At 57.0% G+C, this 18,216-nt stretch carries 18 protein-coding genes and 5 tRNA genes; 14 read left to right on the top strand and 9 right to left on the bottom strand.

Annotated features, from left to right (window positions below; translation table 11 throughout):
- Nucleotides 1–49: 49 nt before the first annotated feature.
- From ccoP to ccoN, 4 genes are read right to left on the bottom strand one after another with little or no spacing between them, the layout of a single operon-like run.
- Entirely contained in the window at nucleotides 50–979 is a 930-nt protein-coding gene (ccoP, locus tag MHM37_RS04040) for a cytochrome-c oxidase, cbb3-type subunit III (protein WP_139526388.1), read from the bottom strand.
- Nucleotides 976–1,194, bottom strand: a complete 219-nt coding sequence (locus tag MHM37_RS04045) for a cbb3-type cytochrome c oxidase subunit 3 (protein ID WP_139526389.1) — start codon at nucleotides 1,192–1,194, stop codon at nucleotides 976–978. Before MHM37_RS04045 ends, ccoP begins: the two co-directional genes overlap by 4 nt.
- A 3-nt stretch (nucleotides 1,195–1,197) precedes the next feature.
- Nucleotides 1,198–1,806, bottom strand: a complete 609-nt coding sequence (ccoO, locus tag MHM37_RS04050) for a cytochrome-c oxidase, cbb3-type subunit II (RefSeq protein WP_153842519.1) — start codon at nucleotides 1,804–1,806, stop codon at nucleotides 1,198–1,200.
- Nucleotides 1,807–1,825: 19 nt separating this feature from the next.
- The gene (ccoN, locus tag MHM37_RS04055) at nucleotides 1,826–3,250 is read right to left on the bottom strand and encodes a cytochrome-c oxidase, cbb3-type subunit I (RefSeq protein WP_139526391.1); all 1,425 of its coding nucleotides are present in this window, start codon (nucleotides 3,248–3,250) and stop codon (nucleotides 1,826–1,828) included.
- Between the two features lie 190 nt (nucleotides 3,251–3,440).
- On the opposite strand from ccoN, the gene MHM37_RS04060 reads away from it, so the two are divergent.
- The 6 genes from MHM37_RS04060 to MHM37_RS04085 all read left to right on the top strand — a co-directional run bounded on the left by MHM37_RS04060 (nucleotide 3,441) and on the right by MHM37_RS04085 (nucleotide 4,849).
- A complete protein-coding gene (locus MHM37_RS04060) occupies nucleotides 3,441–4,160 on the top strand; it encodes an alpha/beta fold hydrolase (protein WP_239296020.1) in 720 nt (239 codons plus the stop codon).
- A gap of 106 nt (nucleotides 4,161–4,266) precedes the next feature.
- A tRNA-Val gene (locus tag MHM37_RS04065) sits at nucleotides 4,267–4,342 on the top strand.
- Between the two features lie 46 nt (nucleotides 4,343–4,388).
- A tRNA-Asp gene (locus MHM37_RS04070) sits at nucleotides 4,389–4,465 on the top strand.
- Nucleotides 4,466–4,500: 35 nt separating this feature from the next.
- A tRNA-Asp gene (locus MHM37_RS04075) sits at nucleotides 4,501–4,577 on the top strand.
- Nucleotides 4,578–4,628: 51 nt separating this feature from the next.
- Nucleotides 4,629–4,704: transfer RNA gene (locus MHM37_RS04080), tRNA-Val, on the top strand.
- Nucleotides 4,705–4,772: 68 nt separating this feature from the next.
- Nucleotides 4,773–4,849, top strand: a tRNA-Asp gene (locus MHM37_RS04085).
- Between the two features lie 151 nt (nucleotides 4,850–5,000).
- Here MHM37_RS04085 and MHM37_RS04090 read toward each other — a convergent pair.
- The 4 genes from MHM37_RS04090 to glcD all read right to left on the bottom strand — a co-directional run bounded on the left by MHM37_RS04090 (nucleotide 5,001) and on the right by glcD (nucleotide 9,348).
- Nucleotides 5,001–5,402: a heme-binding protein gene (locus MHM37_RS04090; RefSeq protein WP_219861715.1), complete on the bottom strand. Its 402-nt coding sequence runs from the start codon at nucleotides 5,400–5,402 to the stop codon at nucleotides 5,001–5,003.
- An 81-nt stretch (nucleotides 5,403–5,483) separates the two neighbouring features.
- On the bottom strand, nucleotides 5,484–6,716 hold the full coding sequence (glcF, locus tag MHM37_RS04095) for a glycolate oxidase subunit GlcF (RefSeq protein WP_219861713.1): 1,233 nt from the start codon (nucleotides 6,714–6,716) through the stop codon (nucleotides 5,484–5,486).
- 14 nt (nucleotides 6,717–6,730) lie between these two features.
- Nucleotides 6,731–7,831 carry a glycolate oxidase subunit GlcE gene (gene glcE, locus MHM37_RS04100; RefSeq protein ID WP_239296018.1) on the bottom strand — a complete coding sequence of 367 codons (1,101 nt, stop codon included), beginning with the start codon at nucleotides 7,829–7,831 and terminating at the stop codon, nucleotides 6,731–6,733.
- Between the two features lie 17 nt (nucleotides 7,832–7,848).
- On the bottom strand, nucleotides 7,849–9,348 hold the full coding sequence (gene glcD, locus MHM37_RS04105; protein ID WP_239296016.1) for a glycolate oxidase subunit GlcD: 1,500 nt from the start codon (nucleotides 9,346–9,348) through the stop codon (nucleotides 7,849–7,851).
- A gap of 213 nt (nucleotides 9,349–9,561) precedes the next feature.
- Here glcD and glcC point away from each other — a divergent pair, with 213 nt between their 5' ends.
- Complete coding sequence (gene glcC, locus MHM37_RS04110) at nucleotides 9,562–10,344, top strand: transcriptional regulator GlcC (RefSeq protein WP_139526397.1); 783 nt, start codon at nucleotides 9,562–9,564, stop codon at nucleotides 10,342–10,344.
- A gap of 4 nt (nucleotides 10,345–10,348) precedes the next feature.
- On the opposite strand, the gene MHM37_RS04115 is transcribed toward glcC, so the two are convergent.
- A complete protein-coding gene (locus MHM37_RS04115; RefSeq protein WP_239296014.1) occupies nucleotides 10,349–11,029 on the bottom strand; it encodes a GntR family transcriptional regulator in 681 nt (226 codons plus the stop codon).
- A gap of 221 nt (nucleotides 11,030–11,250) precedes the next feature.
- Here MHM37_RS04115 and MHM37_RS04120 point away from each other — a divergent pair, with 221 nt between their 5' ends.
- From MHM37_RS04120 to MHM37_RS04150, 7 genes are all read left to right on the top strand, one after another.
- Complete coding sequence (locus MHM37_RS04120) at nucleotides 11,251–11,724, top strand: heme-binding protein (RefSeq protein WP_219861709.1); 474 nt, start codon at nucleotides 11,251–11,253, stop codon at nucleotides 11,722–11,724.
- Nucleotides 11,725–11,928: 204 nt separating this feature from the next.
- Nucleotides 11,929–12,906, top strand: a complete 978-nt coding sequence (locus MHM37_RS04125; RefSeq protein ID WP_139526400.1) for a TRAP transporter substrate-binding protein — start codon at nucleotides 11,929–11,931, stop codon at nucleotides 12,904–12,906.
- A gap of 69 nt (nucleotides 12,907–12,975) precedes the next feature.
- Nucleotides 12,976–13,536, top strand: coding sequence for a TRAP transporter small permease (locus MHM37_RS04130; RefSeq protein ID WP_239296012.1), 561 nt, complete (start codon nucleotides 12,976–12,978; stop codon nucleotides 13,534–13,536).
- 9 nt (nucleotides 13,537–13,545) lie between these two features.
- Nucleotides 13,546–14,829, top strand: coding sequence for a TRAP transporter large permease (locus tag MHM37_RS04135; RefSeq protein WP_176558224.1), 1,284 nt, complete (start codon nucleotides 13,546–13,548; stop codon nucleotides 14,827–14,829).
- 10 nt (nucleotides 14,830–14,839) lie between these two features.
- On the top strand, nucleotides 14,840–15,646 hold the full coding sequence (locus tag MHM37_RS04140; protein WP_239296010.1) for an enoyl-CoA hydratase: 807 nt from the start codon (nucleotides 14,840–14,842) through the stop codon (nucleotides 15,644–15,646).
- Between the two features lie 52 nt (nucleotides 15,647–15,698).
- A complete protein-coding gene (locus tag MHM37_RS04145) occupies nucleotides 15,699–16,886 on the top strand; it encodes a CoA transferase (RefSeq protein WP_139526403.1) in 1,188 nt (395 codons plus the stop codon).
- A 92-nt stretch (nucleotides 16,887–16,978) separates the two neighbouring features.
- Nucleotides 16,979–18,202, top strand: a complete 1,224-nt coding sequence (locus MHM37_RS04150; RefSeq protein ID WP_153842525.1) for an aminotransferase class V-fold PLP-dependent enzyme — start codon at nucleotides 16,979–16,981, stop codon at nucleotides 18,200–18,202.
- The last annotated feature ends 14 nt before the right edge of the window (nucleotides 18,203–18,216 follow it).

Below are 18,216 nucleotides of genomic sequence, written 5' to 3' on the forward strand. Positions count from 1 at the left end.
GTAACCGCACCCCTTCGTTCACGCTTGCGTTAAACGCCTGTCAACGGGACTAGTCGTTGAAGCGCAGGCTATACACGTAAGCGGCGACGAGATGGACGCGTTCCTCACCGATATACGCTGCCTGGGCAGGCATGTGGCCGTTACGGCCGTTACGCAGCGTTTGACGAATCGAGTCGGCCACACTTTGGCCTGGGGCCAAGTAGAGCCACACGTCGTCGGTCAGGTTCGGCGCACCAAGCGCAGTGTTCCCCGTGCCGCTGGGCGTGTGGCACGCCGCACAGGCGGCCAGGAAGGTACTTTCACCACTGGCAGCGCGCTCGGCGTCATGCTCCTCACCGGAGAGTGACAGCACGTACTGAGTCAGGTTTTCGATGTTGTTCTCACCGAGCTGCTGCCAGGACGGCATCAGGCCGTTACGGCCGTTGTTCAGCGTGGTCAGAATGTTCTCGGGTTCGCCACCGTAAAGCCAGTCATCGTCGGTCAGGTTGGGGAAGCCGTAGCCGCCTTGGGCGTTCGAGCCGTGACACACGGCACAGTTGTTCAGGAAGATACGCTCGGCCACCTGCATGGCGTCACCATCACGCGCCAGCTCGGGGATGGGCACTTCCTGATACTGAGCAAAAATGGGCGTGAAGCGCTCTTCGGCCTCGGCCACTTCCTCTTCCCACTGACTCTCCTGGGACCAGCCCAGGATACCGGCATAGTTACCCAGGCCGGGGTAGAGCACCAAGTAGCCGAGCGCAAACACCACGGTCAAGATGAAGAGTTTGAACCACCACTGTGGCAGCGGGTTGTCATACTCTTCGATGCCATCAGCTGCGTGGCCAGTGGTCTCGACATTGCCATCGGCGTCTGGGGTTTTGTCGGTGCGGCGGTTGGCTAGCAAAATCCAAACGCTTAGCGCGATCGTGCCCAGTGTGATGACGATGATCCAGGCGCTCCAGAAGCTGGATAGGGAGTCACCCCATAAATTATTCATCTATTCTTATCTCCCCTGTCGTGGCGGGAATCCGCTTCGTGTTTGGTCGAAGCATGCTTGTCACGGGTCGGCTGCTCATCATCGTCGGCAAAGGGCAGGTTAGCCGCTTCGTCGAAGTCTGGCTTGCGTCGCTTCGAGTAGGCCCAGAAAAAGATGCCAATAAAAGCGAAGATCAAAATCAGCGTGATCAGGCCGCGGAAAGTTCCCGTATCCATAACTTAACGTGTGCCCTCGAGCACGGTTCCTAACTGTTGTAAATAGGCGACCAGGGCAGTGATTTCCTGGGTGCCGCGTACGTCAGCGGTAGCATTGGCGATGTCCTCATCGGTGTAGGGCACGCCGAGCTGACGCAGGGTGCGCATTTTATCCGGTGTGGCTTCGCCGTCGAGGGTACGCTCAAACAGCCAGGGGTAGGCTGGCATGATCGATTCTGGCACCACATCGCGCGGGTTGTAGAGGTGGGCTCGGTGCCAATCATCACTGTAACGACCGCCTACGCGCGCCAGGTCTGGCCCAGTGCGCTTGGAGCCCCACAGGAAATTGTGCTCATACACCTGCTCGCCGGCAACGTTGTAGTGGCCGTAGCGCTCGGTCTCGGCGCGGAAGGGGCGGACCATCTGTGAGTGGCAGCCCACGCACCCTTCGCGGCGGTAGATATCGCGACCTTCCAATTCGAGCGCCGTCAGCGGGCGTAGCCCTTCGACCGGCTCGGTAGTTTGTTTTTGGAAGAACAGCGGAACGACTTCGGCCAAACCGGCAAAGCTGATCACGACCAGGATCAATACGGCGAGTAGGCCAACGTTCTTTTCGACAATCTCGTGTTTCATTGGTCTTAACTTCCCCGGTTTAGGCGGCTTGTGGCGCAGTGAGGCCAATGGCTTCGCGGCGCTTCACGGTCATATACACGTTGAAGGCCATCAAGAGCATACCGGTTACCCAGAAAAGGCCACCCACCATGCGCACGAAATAGCCTGGGCCGCTGGCCTCGACTGATTCCACGAAGGTGTACATTAGCGTGCCGTCAGCATTGATGGCGCGCCACATTAGGCCCTGCATGATACCGTTGACCCACATGGCGGCAATGTAGAGTACGGTGCCGATGGTCGCTAGCCAGAAGTGCACGGCAATCAGGTTGACGGAGTACATTTCGGTGCGGCCAAACAGACGCGGGATCAGATGGTACATGGAGCCGATGGTGATCATCGCTACCCAGCCCAGTGCGCCTGAGTGGACGTGACCGATGGTCCAGTCAGTGTAGTGCGATAGCGCGTTGACGGTCTTGATCGCCATCATCGGGCCTTCGAACGTCGACATGCCGTAGAACGACAGCGCGACGACCAAAAAGCGCAGGGTCGGATCGGTGCGCAGCTTATGCCAAGCGCCCGACAGGGTCATCATACCGTTGATCATGCCGCCCCAAGACGGTGCCAGCAGAATGATCGACATGATCATGCCCAGCGACTGCGCCCAGTTCGGCAGTGCGGTGTAGTGTAGGTGGTGCGGGCCCGCCCACATGTAGATCATGATCAGCGCCCAGAAGTGGACGATGGACAAACGATAAGAGTAGATCGGACGCTCAGCCTGCTTGGGTACGAAGTAGTACATCATGCCCAGGAAGCCCGCCGTCAGAAAGAAGCCCACCGCGTTGTGGCCGTACCACCACTGCACCATGGCATCGACGGCACCGGCATAAATGGAGGTGGAGTACATGGGCGTGACGGGGATCGCGGCGTTGTTCACGATGTGCAGAACGCCAACCGTTAAAATGAACGCAGCAAAGAACCAGTTGGCCACATAGATATGCGACGTGGTGCGCTTTTTGATCGTCATCAAGAACACGATCGCATAACTGATCCACACCACCGCCAGCAGGATGTTGATCGGCCATTCGAGCTCTGCGTACTCTTTGGTCGTGGTGTAGCCCAGCGGTAAAGAGACTACCGCCGACAGGATCACCGCTTGCCACCCCCAAAAGGTGAATGCTGCGAGCTTGTCAGAGAACAGGCGAGTCTGACAGGTACGCTGCACGACGTAGTAAGACGTCGCAAAGAGCGCTGAACCACCAAAGGCGAAAATAACGGCGTTAGTGTGTAACGGACGAAGACGCCCGAAGCTCGTCCAAGGTAGGCCGAGGTTCAGTTGCGGCCAGACCAGCTGGGAGGCAAGGATAACGCCAAGCGTCATACCTACGATGCCCCACACAACGGTCATAATCGCGAACTGCCGAACTACCTTGTAATTGTAGGTCGGGTGTTCCAATGCTGTGCTCATTTCATGTTCCCATCGAACGCGGTTAGGGGGTAACCCGTGGCATTTTGCAATCGCACGCTGCCATCGCATTGTGCACGGGTGCGGCCACCCGCTTGATGATGCAGGTCAAGATCCGGCCTAGATTCTATCGCAGCCGCGCCCTAAGCTGAACACGCCAATGGATGTAACGCTGAATTATTAGGAGAGCAGGGTGTCGTACTACGCCGATCATGGTTTCGAGGCTGTCGCTCCAAATGACCTGAAGGCACGGCCCGCTAGCCCCGCAGTTCAGCGGTTCGTCGTGGAGGGTGTTGGACCGGTGAGCGTTTCGGGAGTGCCCGTAGGGGGAAGAATTCTTCTGGCCCATGGTGCTGGTGCAGGTCACCTGTCCGATTTCATGCGGCAATTTGCCGCGATGCTGGTTAGCCAAGGGCTTCAAGTCTGGGCCATCGACTTTCCTTATATGCAGCAGATGAGCGAGCAAGCGAAACGTCGGCCTCCACCGCCCGTGGCGACATCTGTCGATCATTTTGCCGCTTGGTATGACTTGCTCGCGCCGCTGCACGATACGCCGCTTTGGTTGGGAGGGAAATCGATGGGCGGTCGAGTGGCCTCGCTGCTTGCCATCCAATATCCTTGCGCAGGCGTCATCGCAGCAGGCTATCCATTTCACCCTCCCAAAAAGCCTGAGTCACTTCGCACCGGCCACTTTTCTCAGCTCTCGGTGCCCATGCTCATTCTACAAGGTGAGCGTGACCCATTCGGCATGCGTGAAGAGGTAGCCTGTTATGCGTTACCTGACTCGCTACGCATTCATTGGCTCACCGATGGTGACCATGACTTTAAACCGCGACGACGTTCTGGCGTCAATCAGCAGGTTTTGATTGACGAAGCCGCCATAGTTGCGGCATCCTTCGTCCGCGCTCAGTAAGCGGTTGCCTTGAGTAGGTGCAGCACACTGGTTTAAATCATAAATTTAAACACGATGTGTTGACATTCAAGCAGGCTTCTGTAGAATGCAGCGCCACGTGACCAGCGGGTGGTTAGCTCAGTTGGGAGAGCACCAGCCTTACAAGCTGGGGGTCACTGGTTCGAACCCAGTACCACCCACCATTCATTTGGTGCCCTGGAAACGTAACGCAGTCAATGATGCATTAGTGGACCGGTAGTTCAGTCGGTTAGAATGCCGGCCTGTCACGCCGGAGGTCGCGAGTTCGAGTCTCGTCCGGTCCGCCATCATCATATAAGCCTGCAGTTGGTTATCGTTATTCGGACCGGTAGTTCAGTCGGTTAGAATGCCGGCCTGTCACGCCGGAGGTCGCGAGTTCGAGTCTCGTCCGGTCCGCCACGATAACTTGATAAGCAGCAATATTGATAAGCAATGAGCTTTCAGTATATTGGGTGGTTAGCTCAGTTGGGAGAGCACCAGCCTTACAAGCTGGGGGTCACTGGTTCGAACCCAGTACCACCCACCATTCAGTTTCACATTTATGCGCCTCTGAACCGCTTAAATTGTCTGTTGAATGGTTATGTGTCTTATAGTGGACCGGTAGTTCAGTCGGTTAGAATGCCGGCCTGTCACGCCGGAGGTCGCGAGTTCGAGTCTCGTCCGGTCCGCCATTAAGCACTCATCGGCAATCGTTTGATAAAGCCGAACAAATTCCCAAAAGCCCGAATCTTGATTCGGGCTTTTTTATTGCGTGTACACCACACGTTAACGAACAGCGTGCAGTCAATACGCTGCACGCTGCTGTTACTGACTAGGTAAGCGTTAGGCGATCGAGCTGACGCCTGCTTTGGCAATTTGCACGTCTTGATCTGGCTTGACGCCAGAGATGCCGACAGCGCCGACGACGTGACCATCCACGATGATCGGCACGCCGCCAGATAGCAGACCCTGTAGCGGTGCAGAGACAAACGCCGTACGGCCACCGTTAATCATCTCTTCAAACACTTGGGTCTCCTTACGACCCAGGGCCGCGCTACGCGCTTTTTGGGTAGCAACATCGGCGCTGAACGGGGCAGCACCGTCTAAACGGCGCAGTGCCAGTAGGTGGCCACCATCGTCAGTAACGGCAATGGTGACCGGCCAGCCGTTGTTGTCAGCTTCTTTCTGGGCAGCGTCGAGAACTTGGATAACGTCTGCTTGGCCTAAAACAGCTTTGGTTTGCATCGAAGATTCCTTTTTGTCATCGGGGGTGAAGCGAGGCGCACGACGGTTAGCGTTGTGCCGAGCGCCGCAAGTGTTAGAGGTTTATACCAGGGCAGCGTCCACGACTTCCACCCAGTGACGTACCGGCGTGCGGTTGGCGCTGGCGAGATGCGTCTGACAGCCGATGTTGGCGGTCACGATCACCTCAGGGTTGCCTGCCTCCAGCGCATTCAGCTTGTTATCGCGCAGCTGAGTGGCGAGCTCTGGCTGTGTGACCGAGTAGGTGCCTGCTGAGCCGCAGCACAGGTGGGCATCTTTCACGGGCGTTAGTGCAAAGCCGAGTTTGCTAAGCACGCCTTCCACTGCGCCGTTGAGTTTCTGGGCGTGCTGCAGCGTGCAGGGGCAGTGGAAGGCTAAGCGCTGGTGCTCTTTAAGCTGCAGCGACTCGAGCGGCTCGTCGCGCAGTACTTCGACGATATCCTTCGCCAGTGCGCTGACTTTTTTGGCCTTTTCAGCGTAGGCGGGGTCGTCCTTGAGCATGTCAGCATACTCTTTGACGAACGCGCCGCAGCCGCTGGCGGTTTGTACGATGGCTTCGGCTCCCTGCTCGATTTGCGGCCACCAGGCATCGATGTTGGCGCGCATCCGCTCGCGGCCCGCCTCTTGGGCATTGAGGTGGAAGTCGATAGCACCACAGCAGCCAGCTTCACTAATCGGTGTGACGCTAATGCCCAAACGGTCGAGCAGGCGCGCCGTGGCTGCGTTGGTGTTGGGCGACAGGCCGGGCTGCACACAGCCTTCTAGAATCAACACCTTGCGGGCATGGCGCTGGCTGTTGGGTCGCTGGCCTGCATCGACCGGTGCAGGCGGCATTTTGCTACGCAGTTTGCCGGGCACTAGAGGCTTGAAGGTTTGCCCTAGCGTTAGTAGCGCTTTGAAGCGTTTCGGGTCCACCAGCATTTTGCGCAGCGCATAGCGCTGGGCGCGCTCGGCGGCTGGTCGCGGCACGCGGCGGTCGATTTCGGCGCGGCCAATGTCCAAAAGTTTGTGGTACTCCACGCCAGAGGGGCAGGTCGTCTCACAATTGCGGCAGGTTAGGCAACGGTCGAGGTGAAGACGAGTCTCTTCGGTGACTTGGTCATCGTCATCGCGGCTCTCTAGCAACTCTTTCATCAAGTAGATGCGCCCGCGCGGTCCGTCTCGCTCATCGCCCAGTAGCTGATAGGTAGGGCAGGTGGCGTTACAAAAGCCGCAGTGTACGCAGGTGCGCAGAATGCGCTCGGCTTCCTGAATATGCGGTTTCTGGCGGTCGGCATCGGTAAAGTGCGTCTGCATGTCAGCTCTCCTGATTAAAATGCCGCATAAAGACGACCAGGGTTGAAAATACCGTGGGCGTCCAGCTCGGCCTTCAGGTTGCGATGGTACTTCTCGACCACAGGATTCAGTGGCGTAAAGGGTGACTCTGCACCCCCTTGGGCATGCGGGGTATAGCAGGTAGCGTGGCCACCGGCCTTCTGGCATTCATCGCGCAGCGTGTCTGCGGGTAGTGCGGTTTTCACCCAGCGTTGGCTGCCGCCCCAATCATAGAAGATATCGCTTTCATCAACGGCGAGTTCTAGCGCTGGGGTATGGGGCGGTAGCGAGAGGCGCCACAGTGCTTGCCCTTCATTGAGGCTGAAAAAGCCATGCTGCTGGTCACGCAGCTGCTGCCAGAAATCCGCAGACAGCGCTTCACCGCCCAGGCTCTCTTTGGTGGCCTTGACGGAGCTTTCACCGCCTTCCAACCGAATAAAAAGCTCGCCTGCGTGCCATGCCGCAGCGGTGATGGGCAGCGGCTGGCGGCCAAGCTCAGAGAGCTTCGCTAAGGCATCTTGCAAGCCCATGTCAAGGCGCAGGCTGTGGCTGGCGGTGGGAATGGGCAGCACCTTAAACGAGATATCGGCCAGCACGCCCAGCGTGCCCTGGGCACCTGCCATCATGCGGGACAGGTCATAGCCCGCCACGTTTTTCATGACTTCGCCGCCAAAGCGCAGCAGTTTGCCCTCTTGGGTAATCACTCGAGTGCCCAGGACAAAATCCCGTGCGGCACCTGCCCAAGGGCGACGAGGGCCTGACATACCGGTGGCCACCGCGCCGCCAATGGTGCTGGCGTCGCCAAAAATGGGCGGCTCGAAAGGCAGCATCTGATGTTTTTCTGCCAGCGCCGCGTTCAGCGCGCTCAGGCGGGTGCCTGCCCGTACCGTGACGACGAGTTCGATAGGGTCGTAAGAGACGATGCCGCTATGGGCAGCGACGCTGAGTTCCGTGCCTTCCACCGGACGACCATAAAAGGCCCGGGTATTGCCCCCCACGATGCGCAGCGGAGTACGGTCGTGGTAGGCGCTGCGAACCTGTTCGCTCAGATCAATGGCAATGTCTCGGTCGGCAGCGTGTATCGCTAGTTCGGTCATGGTGGTTCCTTATAGCATCAGAAGCGTGGCAGCTCCGGATGCGGTAACTCGTTGTTATGCACATGCATCGCGCCAAATTCGGCACAGCGCGCCAGGGTGGGAATGTTTTTCCCTGGGTTGAGCAGCCGTTTGGGGTCGAACGCCGCTTTCAGCGCGTGGAAGACCGTCAGCTCATCGGGCTGGAACTGGCTGCACATCTGGTTGATTTTTTCGCGACCTACGCCATGCTCGCCAGTAATCGAGCCACCGGCGGCCACGCATAGCTCCAGGATCTTGCCGCCTACGTCTTCCGCCAGGGCAAGCTGACCCTCTTTGTTGGCATCGAACAGGATCAGCGGGTGCATATTGCCGTCACCCGCGTGGAAGACGTTGGCCACGGGTAGGCCGCTCTCTTCTGAAAGTGCGGCAATGCCTTTCAACACGCGCGGCAGCTCGCGGCGGGGAATCGTGCCATCCATGCAGTAGTAGTCCGGCGACATGCGGCCTACGGCAGGGAAAGCATTCTTGCGCCCGGCCCAGAACTTGGCGCGCTCGGCTTCGTCACGTGCCTGTTGAATGTTAGTGGCGCCAGCCTTTTCCAGTACGCGGCGCACGGTCTCGCAGTCGTCGTCCACGTCGGCTTCCACACCATCCAGCTCACAGAGCAGAATGGCTTCGGCCTCCACGGGGTAGCCTGCCTTGATGAAATCTTCCGCCGCTTTGATGGCGAGCTTATCCATCATTTCCAGGCCACCGGGGATAATGCCTGCGGCAATGATGTCGCCCACCGCGCGGCCCGCTTTTTCCACATCATCGAAGCTGGCCATCAATACCTTGGCGGTTTCCGGCTTGGGCAGCAGCTTCACGGTAATTTCCGTGACCACGCCTAGCATGCCTTCTGACCCGTTCATCAAAGCCAGAAGGTCGAAACCGGGGGCATCCAGGGCTTCAGAGCCCAGCGTCATACGTTCGCCTTCAATGGTCAGGACATCCACGCGCATGACGTTATGCACGGTAAGACCATACTTCAGACAGTGCACGCCGCCTGCATTTTCAGCCACGTTGCCGCCAATCGAGCAGGCAATTTGTGAGGAGGGGTCCGGGGCGTAGTAGAGCCCGTAAGGGGCGGCCGCCTCTGAAATGGCAAGATTGCGCACTCCTGGTTGCACGCGGGCAATGCGAGCATCAGGATCAACGCTGATGATCTGGTTGAACCGCGACATGACCAGCAGCACGCCCTGTTCGAGCGGTAGCGCACCGCCGGACAGGCCGGTGCCTGCGCCGCGGGTAACCACCGGTACGCCCAGCGCGTGGCAGCGCTTCAACAGGCCTTCGACCTGTTGAAGCGTTTCCGGTAGCGCCACCAACATGGGCAGCACGCGATAGGCGGCGAGGCCATCGCACTCGAAAGGACGTAAATCCTCCTCGCGATGCAATAGCGTCAAAGAGGGGACAGCGCCTTGCAGGTCGCTGAGTACGTCAGCTTTATCACGGTGGACAAGCTCGCCATCGAGGCGCTCGTCGAAAAGGATATTCATAACGACATCCCTAAGTTTTTATCATTAAAAGTAACGGTAGCGTTGCTTTACCATGGCGCTCAATTTGAGCTTTTTTTGTGCGCCTGTCTAGGTTGTGGTGCAATGGTCTGACCAGTAATTGGTCGATAGTAGGGCGGTGGTAAGTCTGTAGAAGAGCCTGAATGACTTGGTCTTACCCAGTTGAGATGGCCAATTGATCCAAGGGAGCGGCGTATGGCGTTTAGCAGAGACGATATCTCCATGGGGCGGCGCACGCCCGAGCATGTGGCTGCTCGCCTGGAAGAGTTGATACTGGAAGGTGTTTTTCGGCCTGGGCAGTTGCTGCCTTCCGAGCGGCGTCTGTGCGAACGACTAGGCGTTTCGCGGGCTTCGCTGCGGGAAGGGCTGCGCATTCTGCGCAGTAAAGCCATTATCAATACCCGCCAGGGTCACGGCTCGACCGTGGCGTCGCTGCTCCCCATGCACCAGCAAAGCCCGCTGATGCACTTGTTTAACGACCATCCGCGTACCCTGTTTGATTTGCTCGAAGTGCGTGCCTTATTGGAGGGAGAATCCGCCTATCTGGCCGCACGGCGGGGAACATCGATGGATCGAGTATTGATCACTCGCCGCTACCGCGAAATGGCGGCGTATGCTGCTGCCTCGCCAGATGAGTTAGAGGTAGAGCATCTGGCCCGACTAGATCATGCGTTTCACCTCGCCATTTCGCAAGCTTCCCATAACCCGGTTTTGGTGCATACCTTACAGAGTTTGACCGATTTGCTGCTCAGCTCCGTGTTTGCTTCGGTAAAGCATCTCTACCATCGGCCTGGTCCTCGCGAGATGATTAATCAGCAGCACGCTCGGCTGCATGAGTCGGTGGTAAGTGGTGATGCCGAGCAGGCGCGACAGATTGCGTTGGAACACTTGACCAGTATCAGCGAGCTACTTCGTGAGCTAGAAGCGGAGCATGATCGTTTAGAGCGTTCAGCAATGCGCCTCGAACAGTGGCAATAGCAGGTTAAGCGTTGGCCGCACTCAGGCTGTCATCCTCAATGACGCCTGCCAAGGTGGCCACTTCCAGCTTGTTGCACAGGTGGTCGCGTAAAATTTGCCCAAGTCGTTTACTGTCGCGCTGCTCGAGCGCGGAGATCATGTTCTCGTGATCTTGAACGGCTTGGCTCCAAAATTTTTGGGTCATTTTTTTCGAGTAGCGCACTCGCTTTACGCGCTGACTGAGGTTGCTGTACATCTCTTGCAACACCTCATTACGCGAAGCGGCCAAAATGCCTTCATGGATCTGCTGGTTGATCTCGAAATAAGTGGCCAGATCTCGATGGCGATAGTGTTCGAGCATGGCATCGTGTAAGGCACGTATAGCCGCAATTTCAGCGTCGCTGATGTGCTGGCAGGCGAGCTCGCCGGACAAACCTTCCAATGCTGCCATTAAGTCGTAGGTATCTTTCACTTTTTTGAACGTCAAGCGCACCACCCGCGCACCTCGATTGGGCAGCAGCTCGATAAGCCCCTCTGTGGCCAGCACCTTGAGTGCTTCTCGAAGCGGCGTGCGTGATACGCCGAACCGTTCGCAAAGCTGCTTTTCTGAGATCCGCTCACCCGGGGCCAGTTCACCGTGCTCAATCAGCTCACCAATGCGGTCAGCGACTTCACGATAAAGATTACGCTGTAAAATTTTCGTCATTGTTCTGTCCCTTCTTGTGTATCCGCTTGGTATCCACCAAGCGACGGGTGCCGCTTTGTAAACACCATTTGAACACAAAGCCATACGCTTATATTGGCGACTCTTTGTATGATTCGCAAAAGTAATTATGAATTCAATTGTAGCAAGTCGAGCTATGCTAGATAGGCGGCAGTGACCCAACTGCTCCCCATAACAATCAATAACCATGTAGGAGCCAATGTATGGCAATGAATATTTTCATGTGTAGCGTTCAGTTGAGTCGAGAGCAGGCCAGAGCCATCTTAGACGGGGCGAGGGCACAGGCGAGAAAAGTCGGTCTTCCGCCTCTCACGCTCGTAGTGCTGGATGGAGGTGGCCATGTGGTGGCTGCCGAGCGTGAAGATGGCTGCGCGCCACTACGTTTTCCGGTGGCTCAGGGAAAAGCACACGCCGCACTGGGTATGGGCATTGCCAGCGGCATTATTGGTGAACGCAATATCGAACGCCCTGCGTTTCTTGCTAGCGTTGCAGCGGCTTCGAAAGGGCATTTTGTGCCGGTGGCGGGAGGCGTGCCTATTCTTGATGGAGAGCAATGTGTCATAGGTGCCGTGGGGGTGAGTGGCGCTTCGTCAGAAGAGGATCAGCAAGTCGCCATTGCCGGTATCAAAGCGGCCGATTTGCACTGGGGGTTAGCGCCCGGTGGCGAAGAGCATTAGGCCAACGAGGTGGTCGTTCAAGCAGGCAGCGTTCGTCGAACGCTGCTTTTTTTATGTCATCACTTTTTTAAATGCTAGGTGTATCAGTAAGTTGACGCTTAGGAGGCTGCTTCAAGACGAAAGTTTAATACCTAATTTTGAATTTTGAATTCAAATTGAAACGGTGAAGACCCAACAACAACAACGGTTCACTTGGAGTACCCCATGAAATTTATCAAGACTGCGCTAGCGGCAGCTGCCGTTACCTTCGGGCTACACGCATCGGTTGCCAGCGCTAACCTCGAGGTGAGGCTTGGCCACGTCGGTGGGCCTGGCTCGCTGTTTGAAATTACTGCTAACCGCTTTGCTGAGCTGGCCAATGAACGCTTGGACGGCGCTGCCGAAGTGAATGTCTATGGCAATAGCCAGTTAGGTAGCGACGAGTCCATGATGCGTCGTCTGCGTCTTGGTTCGCTCGATCTTGCGATTCCCTCAACGGTCATGAGCTCAGAAGCCGAGCAGTTTGCACTGTTTGAAATGCCTTATCTGATTGAGGATCGCGAGCACATGAAACGCGTTCGCGATGAAGTCGTCCGTGGCCCGCTCTATGAGGCGGCCCAAGCCAAGGGCTTTAACATCATTGCCGTGTGGGAAAATGGCTTCCGCCAAATCACCAATAACGTACGCCCTATTACCACTCCTGAAGATCTTGGCGGCATCAAATTACGCACCCCGAGCGGTGTTTGGCGGATAGAGATGTTCCGCAGCTATGGTGCCGCGCCTTCTCCCATGTCGCTCTCCGAAGTATTTGTAGCCCTGCAGACAGGAGCCATGGATGGTCAAGAGAATCCGCTGATTCAAACCTACTCCTCGCGTTTTCACGAAGTGCAAGACTATCTCTCTATTTCCAATCACGTTTATACCCCCGCCTATTTAACCGCCGGTGCCAGTTGGAATCGCCTACCTGACGATGTCCGTAACGTGCTGCAGGAAGTCGCTCTTGAACTCGAAGACTTTGCTCTGGAAGAGGGGCAGCGTCTGGATGATGAGACGTTGGTTCTGATGCGTGATGCGGGAATGGAAGTGAACGAAGTAGACTTCGATGCCTTCGTGGCCGCCTCTCAGTCCATTTATGACACCTTTGCCAATGATGTCGAAGGCGGCCAGGAAATGCTGGATGCCGTCGCTGCCCTGCGCGAATAACCAAGCCATCATCTCGAAGCGGCGTTCCACCTCTTTGGAGGTGGGCGTCTCTTCCTAAAGGAGGTTTCAATGAGCGCTTATACCAAATTCAAGAATGCTTACTTTGCATTTCTTGAAGGTATCGTTGTGGTGTTGGTGATTGCGTTAGCGGGGGTGGTCACCATTGGCTTCGTTTCTCGCTATTTAGGTTCTCCGTTGAGTTGGTATGACGAATTGGCGGCCGTTCTATTGGCTTGGGTAACGTATTACGGGGCGGCTTTGGCGGCCGCTAAAGGGGCTCACATTACATGTCCTAGTGTACTGAATATGTGTCCGCCCTCCATTCGTGTGCCAGCCGCATTACTCGCCGAAGCGATCACCATTGGTTTTTTCATATTTCTGGGGCTGGCGAGCTATCAAGTCATGATGATTCTCGACGGCATGAACATGGTGAGTCTGCCGGCTATTTCCATGCAAGTGGTGCAGTCGGCCATTCCCATTGCATCGGTGCTGTTCATCATCGCGGAGCTGCTACGGCTACCCGACATAGTGAGAAGTGCCCGCGGCAAAGGCTTCATCGACCACGAGCTTGAAGAGGCCGGTATCGATGCCGACGACATTGAAGCCGTTAGCACCCAGCCGCGAGGATAAGTAACCATCATGATCATTCTCTATATCTTCATTGCACTGATTGCGCTGATCTTGATCAATGTGCCTGTGGCGGTCGCTCTGGCATTGGTGGGGACGATCGCCACCTTCATTACCTACGGCAGCATGGCGATGCCGACGGTGGGTATGACGATGTTCGAGGGGGCAACCAACTTTCCGTTGATTGCCATCCCGCTGTTCATTCTGGCAGGTGCCATCATGAACGCCTCCAGCATCTCGCGACGCTTGATCGATCTGGCCATGGCCATGGTGGGGTTCATCAAGGGTGGCCTGTCGATGGTGACCATCGGTGCGTCGGTGTTCTTTGCCGAAATTTCCGGGTCATCGGTGGCGGGCGTGTCGGCGATTGGCAGTATCTTGATTCCTGCCATGCGCAAGAAGGGGTACTCCAAAGAGTTTGCCGCCTCGATTTCCTCTTCGGCGGCCAGTCTGGCAATTATCCTTCCGCCTTCCATACCCATGATTCTGTACGCGGTCATGTCGGGGGAGTCGGTCGTTCAGATGTTCGTGGCCGGTATCTTTCCTGGCCTGCTGGGGGCGATGGGCTTGGCGGCCATGTGCTACTACCTGGCGCGTAAGTACAACTTCCCCTCTGAAGGTCGTTTCCGGGTGTCGCAACTCTGGAAGGCACTGAAAGAGGCCGTTTGGGCGCTGTTGATTCCGGTCATCATTCTGGGTGGGATTTTCGGCGGCTTCGTGACGGCGACGGAAGGTGCTGCGCTGGCAGTGTGTGTCGCCATCTTCATCAGTGCGGTGGTCTATCGCGAGTTTACCCTCAAGAACTTCATCGACTCGTGCAAAAGCGCGGGTGTGCAAACTGCCGTCGTCATGCTGCTCGTGGCGGCGTCTGCGGTGGTGGGCGGGTATCTGACCGAAACCCGTATTCCTCAGGCCATTGCTTTGCAAATCAGCGACCTGACCAGCAACAAGTATGTGATCCTGGCACTGCTGAACATCATCTTCCTGATTCTCGGTGTGTTCCTGCACTCGGCAGCCGCCATCATTCTGGTCGTCCCTATCGTGCTGCCGCTGGTACTGGAAGTGGGTATCGACCCGCTGCACTTCGGTCTGATCGTCACGCTGAACCTGGCCATTGGGCAGCAGACCCCGCCGGTTGCCAGCGTATTGATTGCCTCCTGCTCCATTGCGAAATCAGACATCTGGGCCACGTCCAGAACCAATCTCTGGTTCATTGCCGTACTGTTCACGATTTTGATGATCAATACCTACATTCCTGCCTTTGCTCTGGCATTGGTCAACTTCATCTACGGATAAGGGGTGCTCCATGACACAGCAACGACAAGCACCCACCACTGAGAGTGTGCGCTTCGAGGTGAAAGACGGTGTGGCCTGGCTAGGGTTCAACCGTCCGCAAAGCCGCAATGCCATGACGTGGGAAATGTACAACGCCTTGGAGTACTACTGCGACACGTTAGCCGACGATACCGAGATCCACGCCCTGGTGCTTCACGGTGTCGGCGGGGAAGCCTTCGTGGCGGGTACCGACATCACCCAGTTTGCACATTTTGCGGAAGCGGAGGATGCCATTGGCTACGAGCGGCGCATCGACCGCGTGGTGGGAAAGCTGGAAGCCTTTCCGAAACCCACGCTGGCGCTGATCGAAGGGGCCTGTGTAGGCGGTGGCGCGGCGTTGGCGCTGGTATGTGATTTTCGCTATGCCACCGACACGCTGAAATTTGGCGTGCCCATTGCCAAGACGCTGGGCAATACGCTCTCCATTACCAACGTGTCTCGACTGGTGGATATGGTCGGAATCCCGCGCACGAAAGAAGTGTTGATGATGGCGAAACTGGTGACGTCAGAAGAGGCGCTGGGCGCGGGTTTGGTCAATCAGCTGTTCGATGGGGCGGATATCTACGCCGAAGTTGCCATCATTGCCGCCGAATTTGCCAAACGTGCACCCCTGACCCTGCAGGCCAGCAAGGCGCTGATCAATCGCGTGCAGGCCCAGCGGCGGCTCCCGGCCGATGCCAGCGACGATTGGGTGGCCACTTGCTACCTGAGCCAGGATTTCTCGGCAGCGGTGAACAAATTCGTCAATAAAACGCCTTTTGAGTGGCGCGGCCAGTAAGGCTGCCGCTCTGCTCAGTAGATGCCTATCACAGGCTTGAGGAGGAAAGCGCATGCTTCCTTTACAAGATATAAAAGTCCTCGATGTGTCACAAATCATGGCTGGCCCTTACTGCACCATGGTGCTAGCGGATATGGGGGCCGAGGTCATCAAAGTAGAGAAGCTCAATGGCGGTGATGACAGCCGTCAGATGGGGCCGTATGTGAATGGCGAGTCGACCTGCTTTTCGCAAATCAACCGCAACAAGAAAAGCATTTCACTCAACCTGAAAGACGAGCGTGCCCGCCAGATCTTTTATCGACTGGCAGCCGATGCGGATGTCATCGTCGAGAACTATCGGCCGGGGGTCACCCAGTCACTGTCGATCGACTACGACACCATCAAAGCCATCAACCCAGGTATCGTTTACTGCTCCATTTCGGGGTATGGCCAAACCGGGCCCTACAGCCACAGAGGCGGATTCGATCTGGTGGCGCAGGGAATGACCGGGCTGATGTCGATGACCGGCGAAGCCGGGCGGCGCCCGCTAAAAACCGGTATCGCGGTCTACGACATTGGTGGTGGCATCACGGCGGTCTATTCGATTTTGGCCGCCCACATCCACAAGATGAAGACGGGGGAAGGGCAGCATATCGATATCGCCATTACCGAATGCGGGTTGCCCTGGTTTACCTGGGAAGCGGCGGCTTACTTCTCTGAAGGCACCGTGCCTGGCCCCACTGGCTGGCGCCATCGGGTGTCTGCGCCTTATCAGGCGGTGAAGGCCAAGGATGGTTATTTGATGCTGGGCTGCGCCAACCAACGAACCTGGGAGCGGTTTTGCGGCGATGTATTGAAACGTCCCGCACTGATGGAAGACCCCCGCTTTCTGACCAACCATGATCGTGGCCAGCATGTGGATGAACTGGAGGCGCTGCTCGAAGAGCTGATGGCCCACCAGACCGTCGATGAGTGGCTGACACTCTGCGATACCGCAGGCGTACCGGCAGGCCCCATCAATGACTTTGCCCAGGCCATGCAGGATGAGCACTACTTGGCCCGTGGCATGGTGGAGGAGATGGACCATCCGGTGATCGGCAAAATGAAAACCATCGGCTTTCCCAGCAAGTTCTCACGCACACCTGCTCAGATCCGCTCTTCAGCACCGCTCTTTGCTCAGCATACCGACGAGGTGCTCGAGCAATTGGGCCTGTCGGATGAAGAGCGTGACACACTGCGTGCCGAAGGGTGCATAAAGTAGTTTTTTTAAAAATACAGTTTGAATTCATTATCCAATTTTGTGCCGTGCTGTTTCGCGACAACCGCCTCACAACAACAATAGGAAGCGACATCATGTTGAAACTCGATTTTCACCCCTCCGGTCGTCATTTTCTGCAGATTCCTGGCCCATCGCCGGTGCCCGACCGCATCCTGCGCGCCATGAGCCTGCCAACGATCGATCACCGCGGGCCAGAGTTCGGCGCGCTGGGCCGCGAACTGCTGGCCAAGACCAAGCAGGTATTCAAGACCGAGCACCCGGTAGTGATCTACCCCGCCTCTGGCACGGGCGCATGGGAGGCGGCGCTTGCCAACACCATGTCGCCTGGCGACCGGGTGCTGATGTTCGAAACAGGCCACTTCGCTACGCTGTGGCACAAGATGGCGCTGCGTCTGGATCTAACGCCGGAATTCATTGGTCTGCCGGGGTATGAAGGCTGGCGCCAAGGCGTGCAGGCCGAGATGATCAAAGAGCGGCTAAAAGACGACCCTGACCACGAGATCAAAGCGGTCTGTGTGGTGCACAACGAAACTTCCACGGGGGTCACCAGTGACATCGCTGAGGTTCGTCGCGCCATCGATGAGGCCAATCATCCGGCCTTATTGATTGTGGATACCATTTCCGGGTTGGCCAGTGCCGATTACCGCCACGATGAGTGGGGCGTGGATGTCACGGTGTCCGGCTCACAAAAGGGCCTGATGCTGCCACCGGGCATCAGCTTCAATGCGCTCTCACCCAAAGCGATCAAGGTGAGCAAACAGGCCAAGCTGCCCAAGAGTTTCTGGGCCTGGGATGAAATCCTAGAAGCCAACCAGAACGGCTATTGGCCCTATACCCCCAGCACCAACTTGCTGTACGGCCTTAATGAAGCGCTCGACATGCTGCTGGATGAGGGCATGCCACAGGTACTGGCCCGCCACCAGCGCTGGGCGGCAGGGGTGCGTGCGGCGGTACAAGCGTGGGGATTGGAGATTCAGTGTCAGGACCCCGCGCTGTACTCCCCGGTACTCACCGGGGTGGTGATGCCGGAAGGCGTGGATGCGGATGCCGTGCGCAAGATCATCTATGAGCGTTTTGACCTGTCGCTGGGAATGGGCCTTGGCAAGGCGAAAGGCAAGATGTTCCGGATCGGGCACCTGGGGGATTGCAACGACCTGACCCTGATTGCCACGCTGGGCGGCTGCGAAGCGGGCATGAAGTTGGCAGGCGTTTCACTGCGCGGCAGCGGTGTCTTGGCAGCGTTGGAGTACTTCGCGGCGAACCCGTTGCAAGCGTCAAGCGACCATCAGGCGCGTTAAAAAGGGGAGAAGTG

Source organism: Halomonas sp. MMH1-48, from assembly GCF_022348105.1.
Taxonomy (GTDB): Bacteria; Pseudomonadota; Gammaproteobacteria; order Pseudomonadales; family Halomonadaceae; genus Vreelandella; species Vreelandella piezotolerans.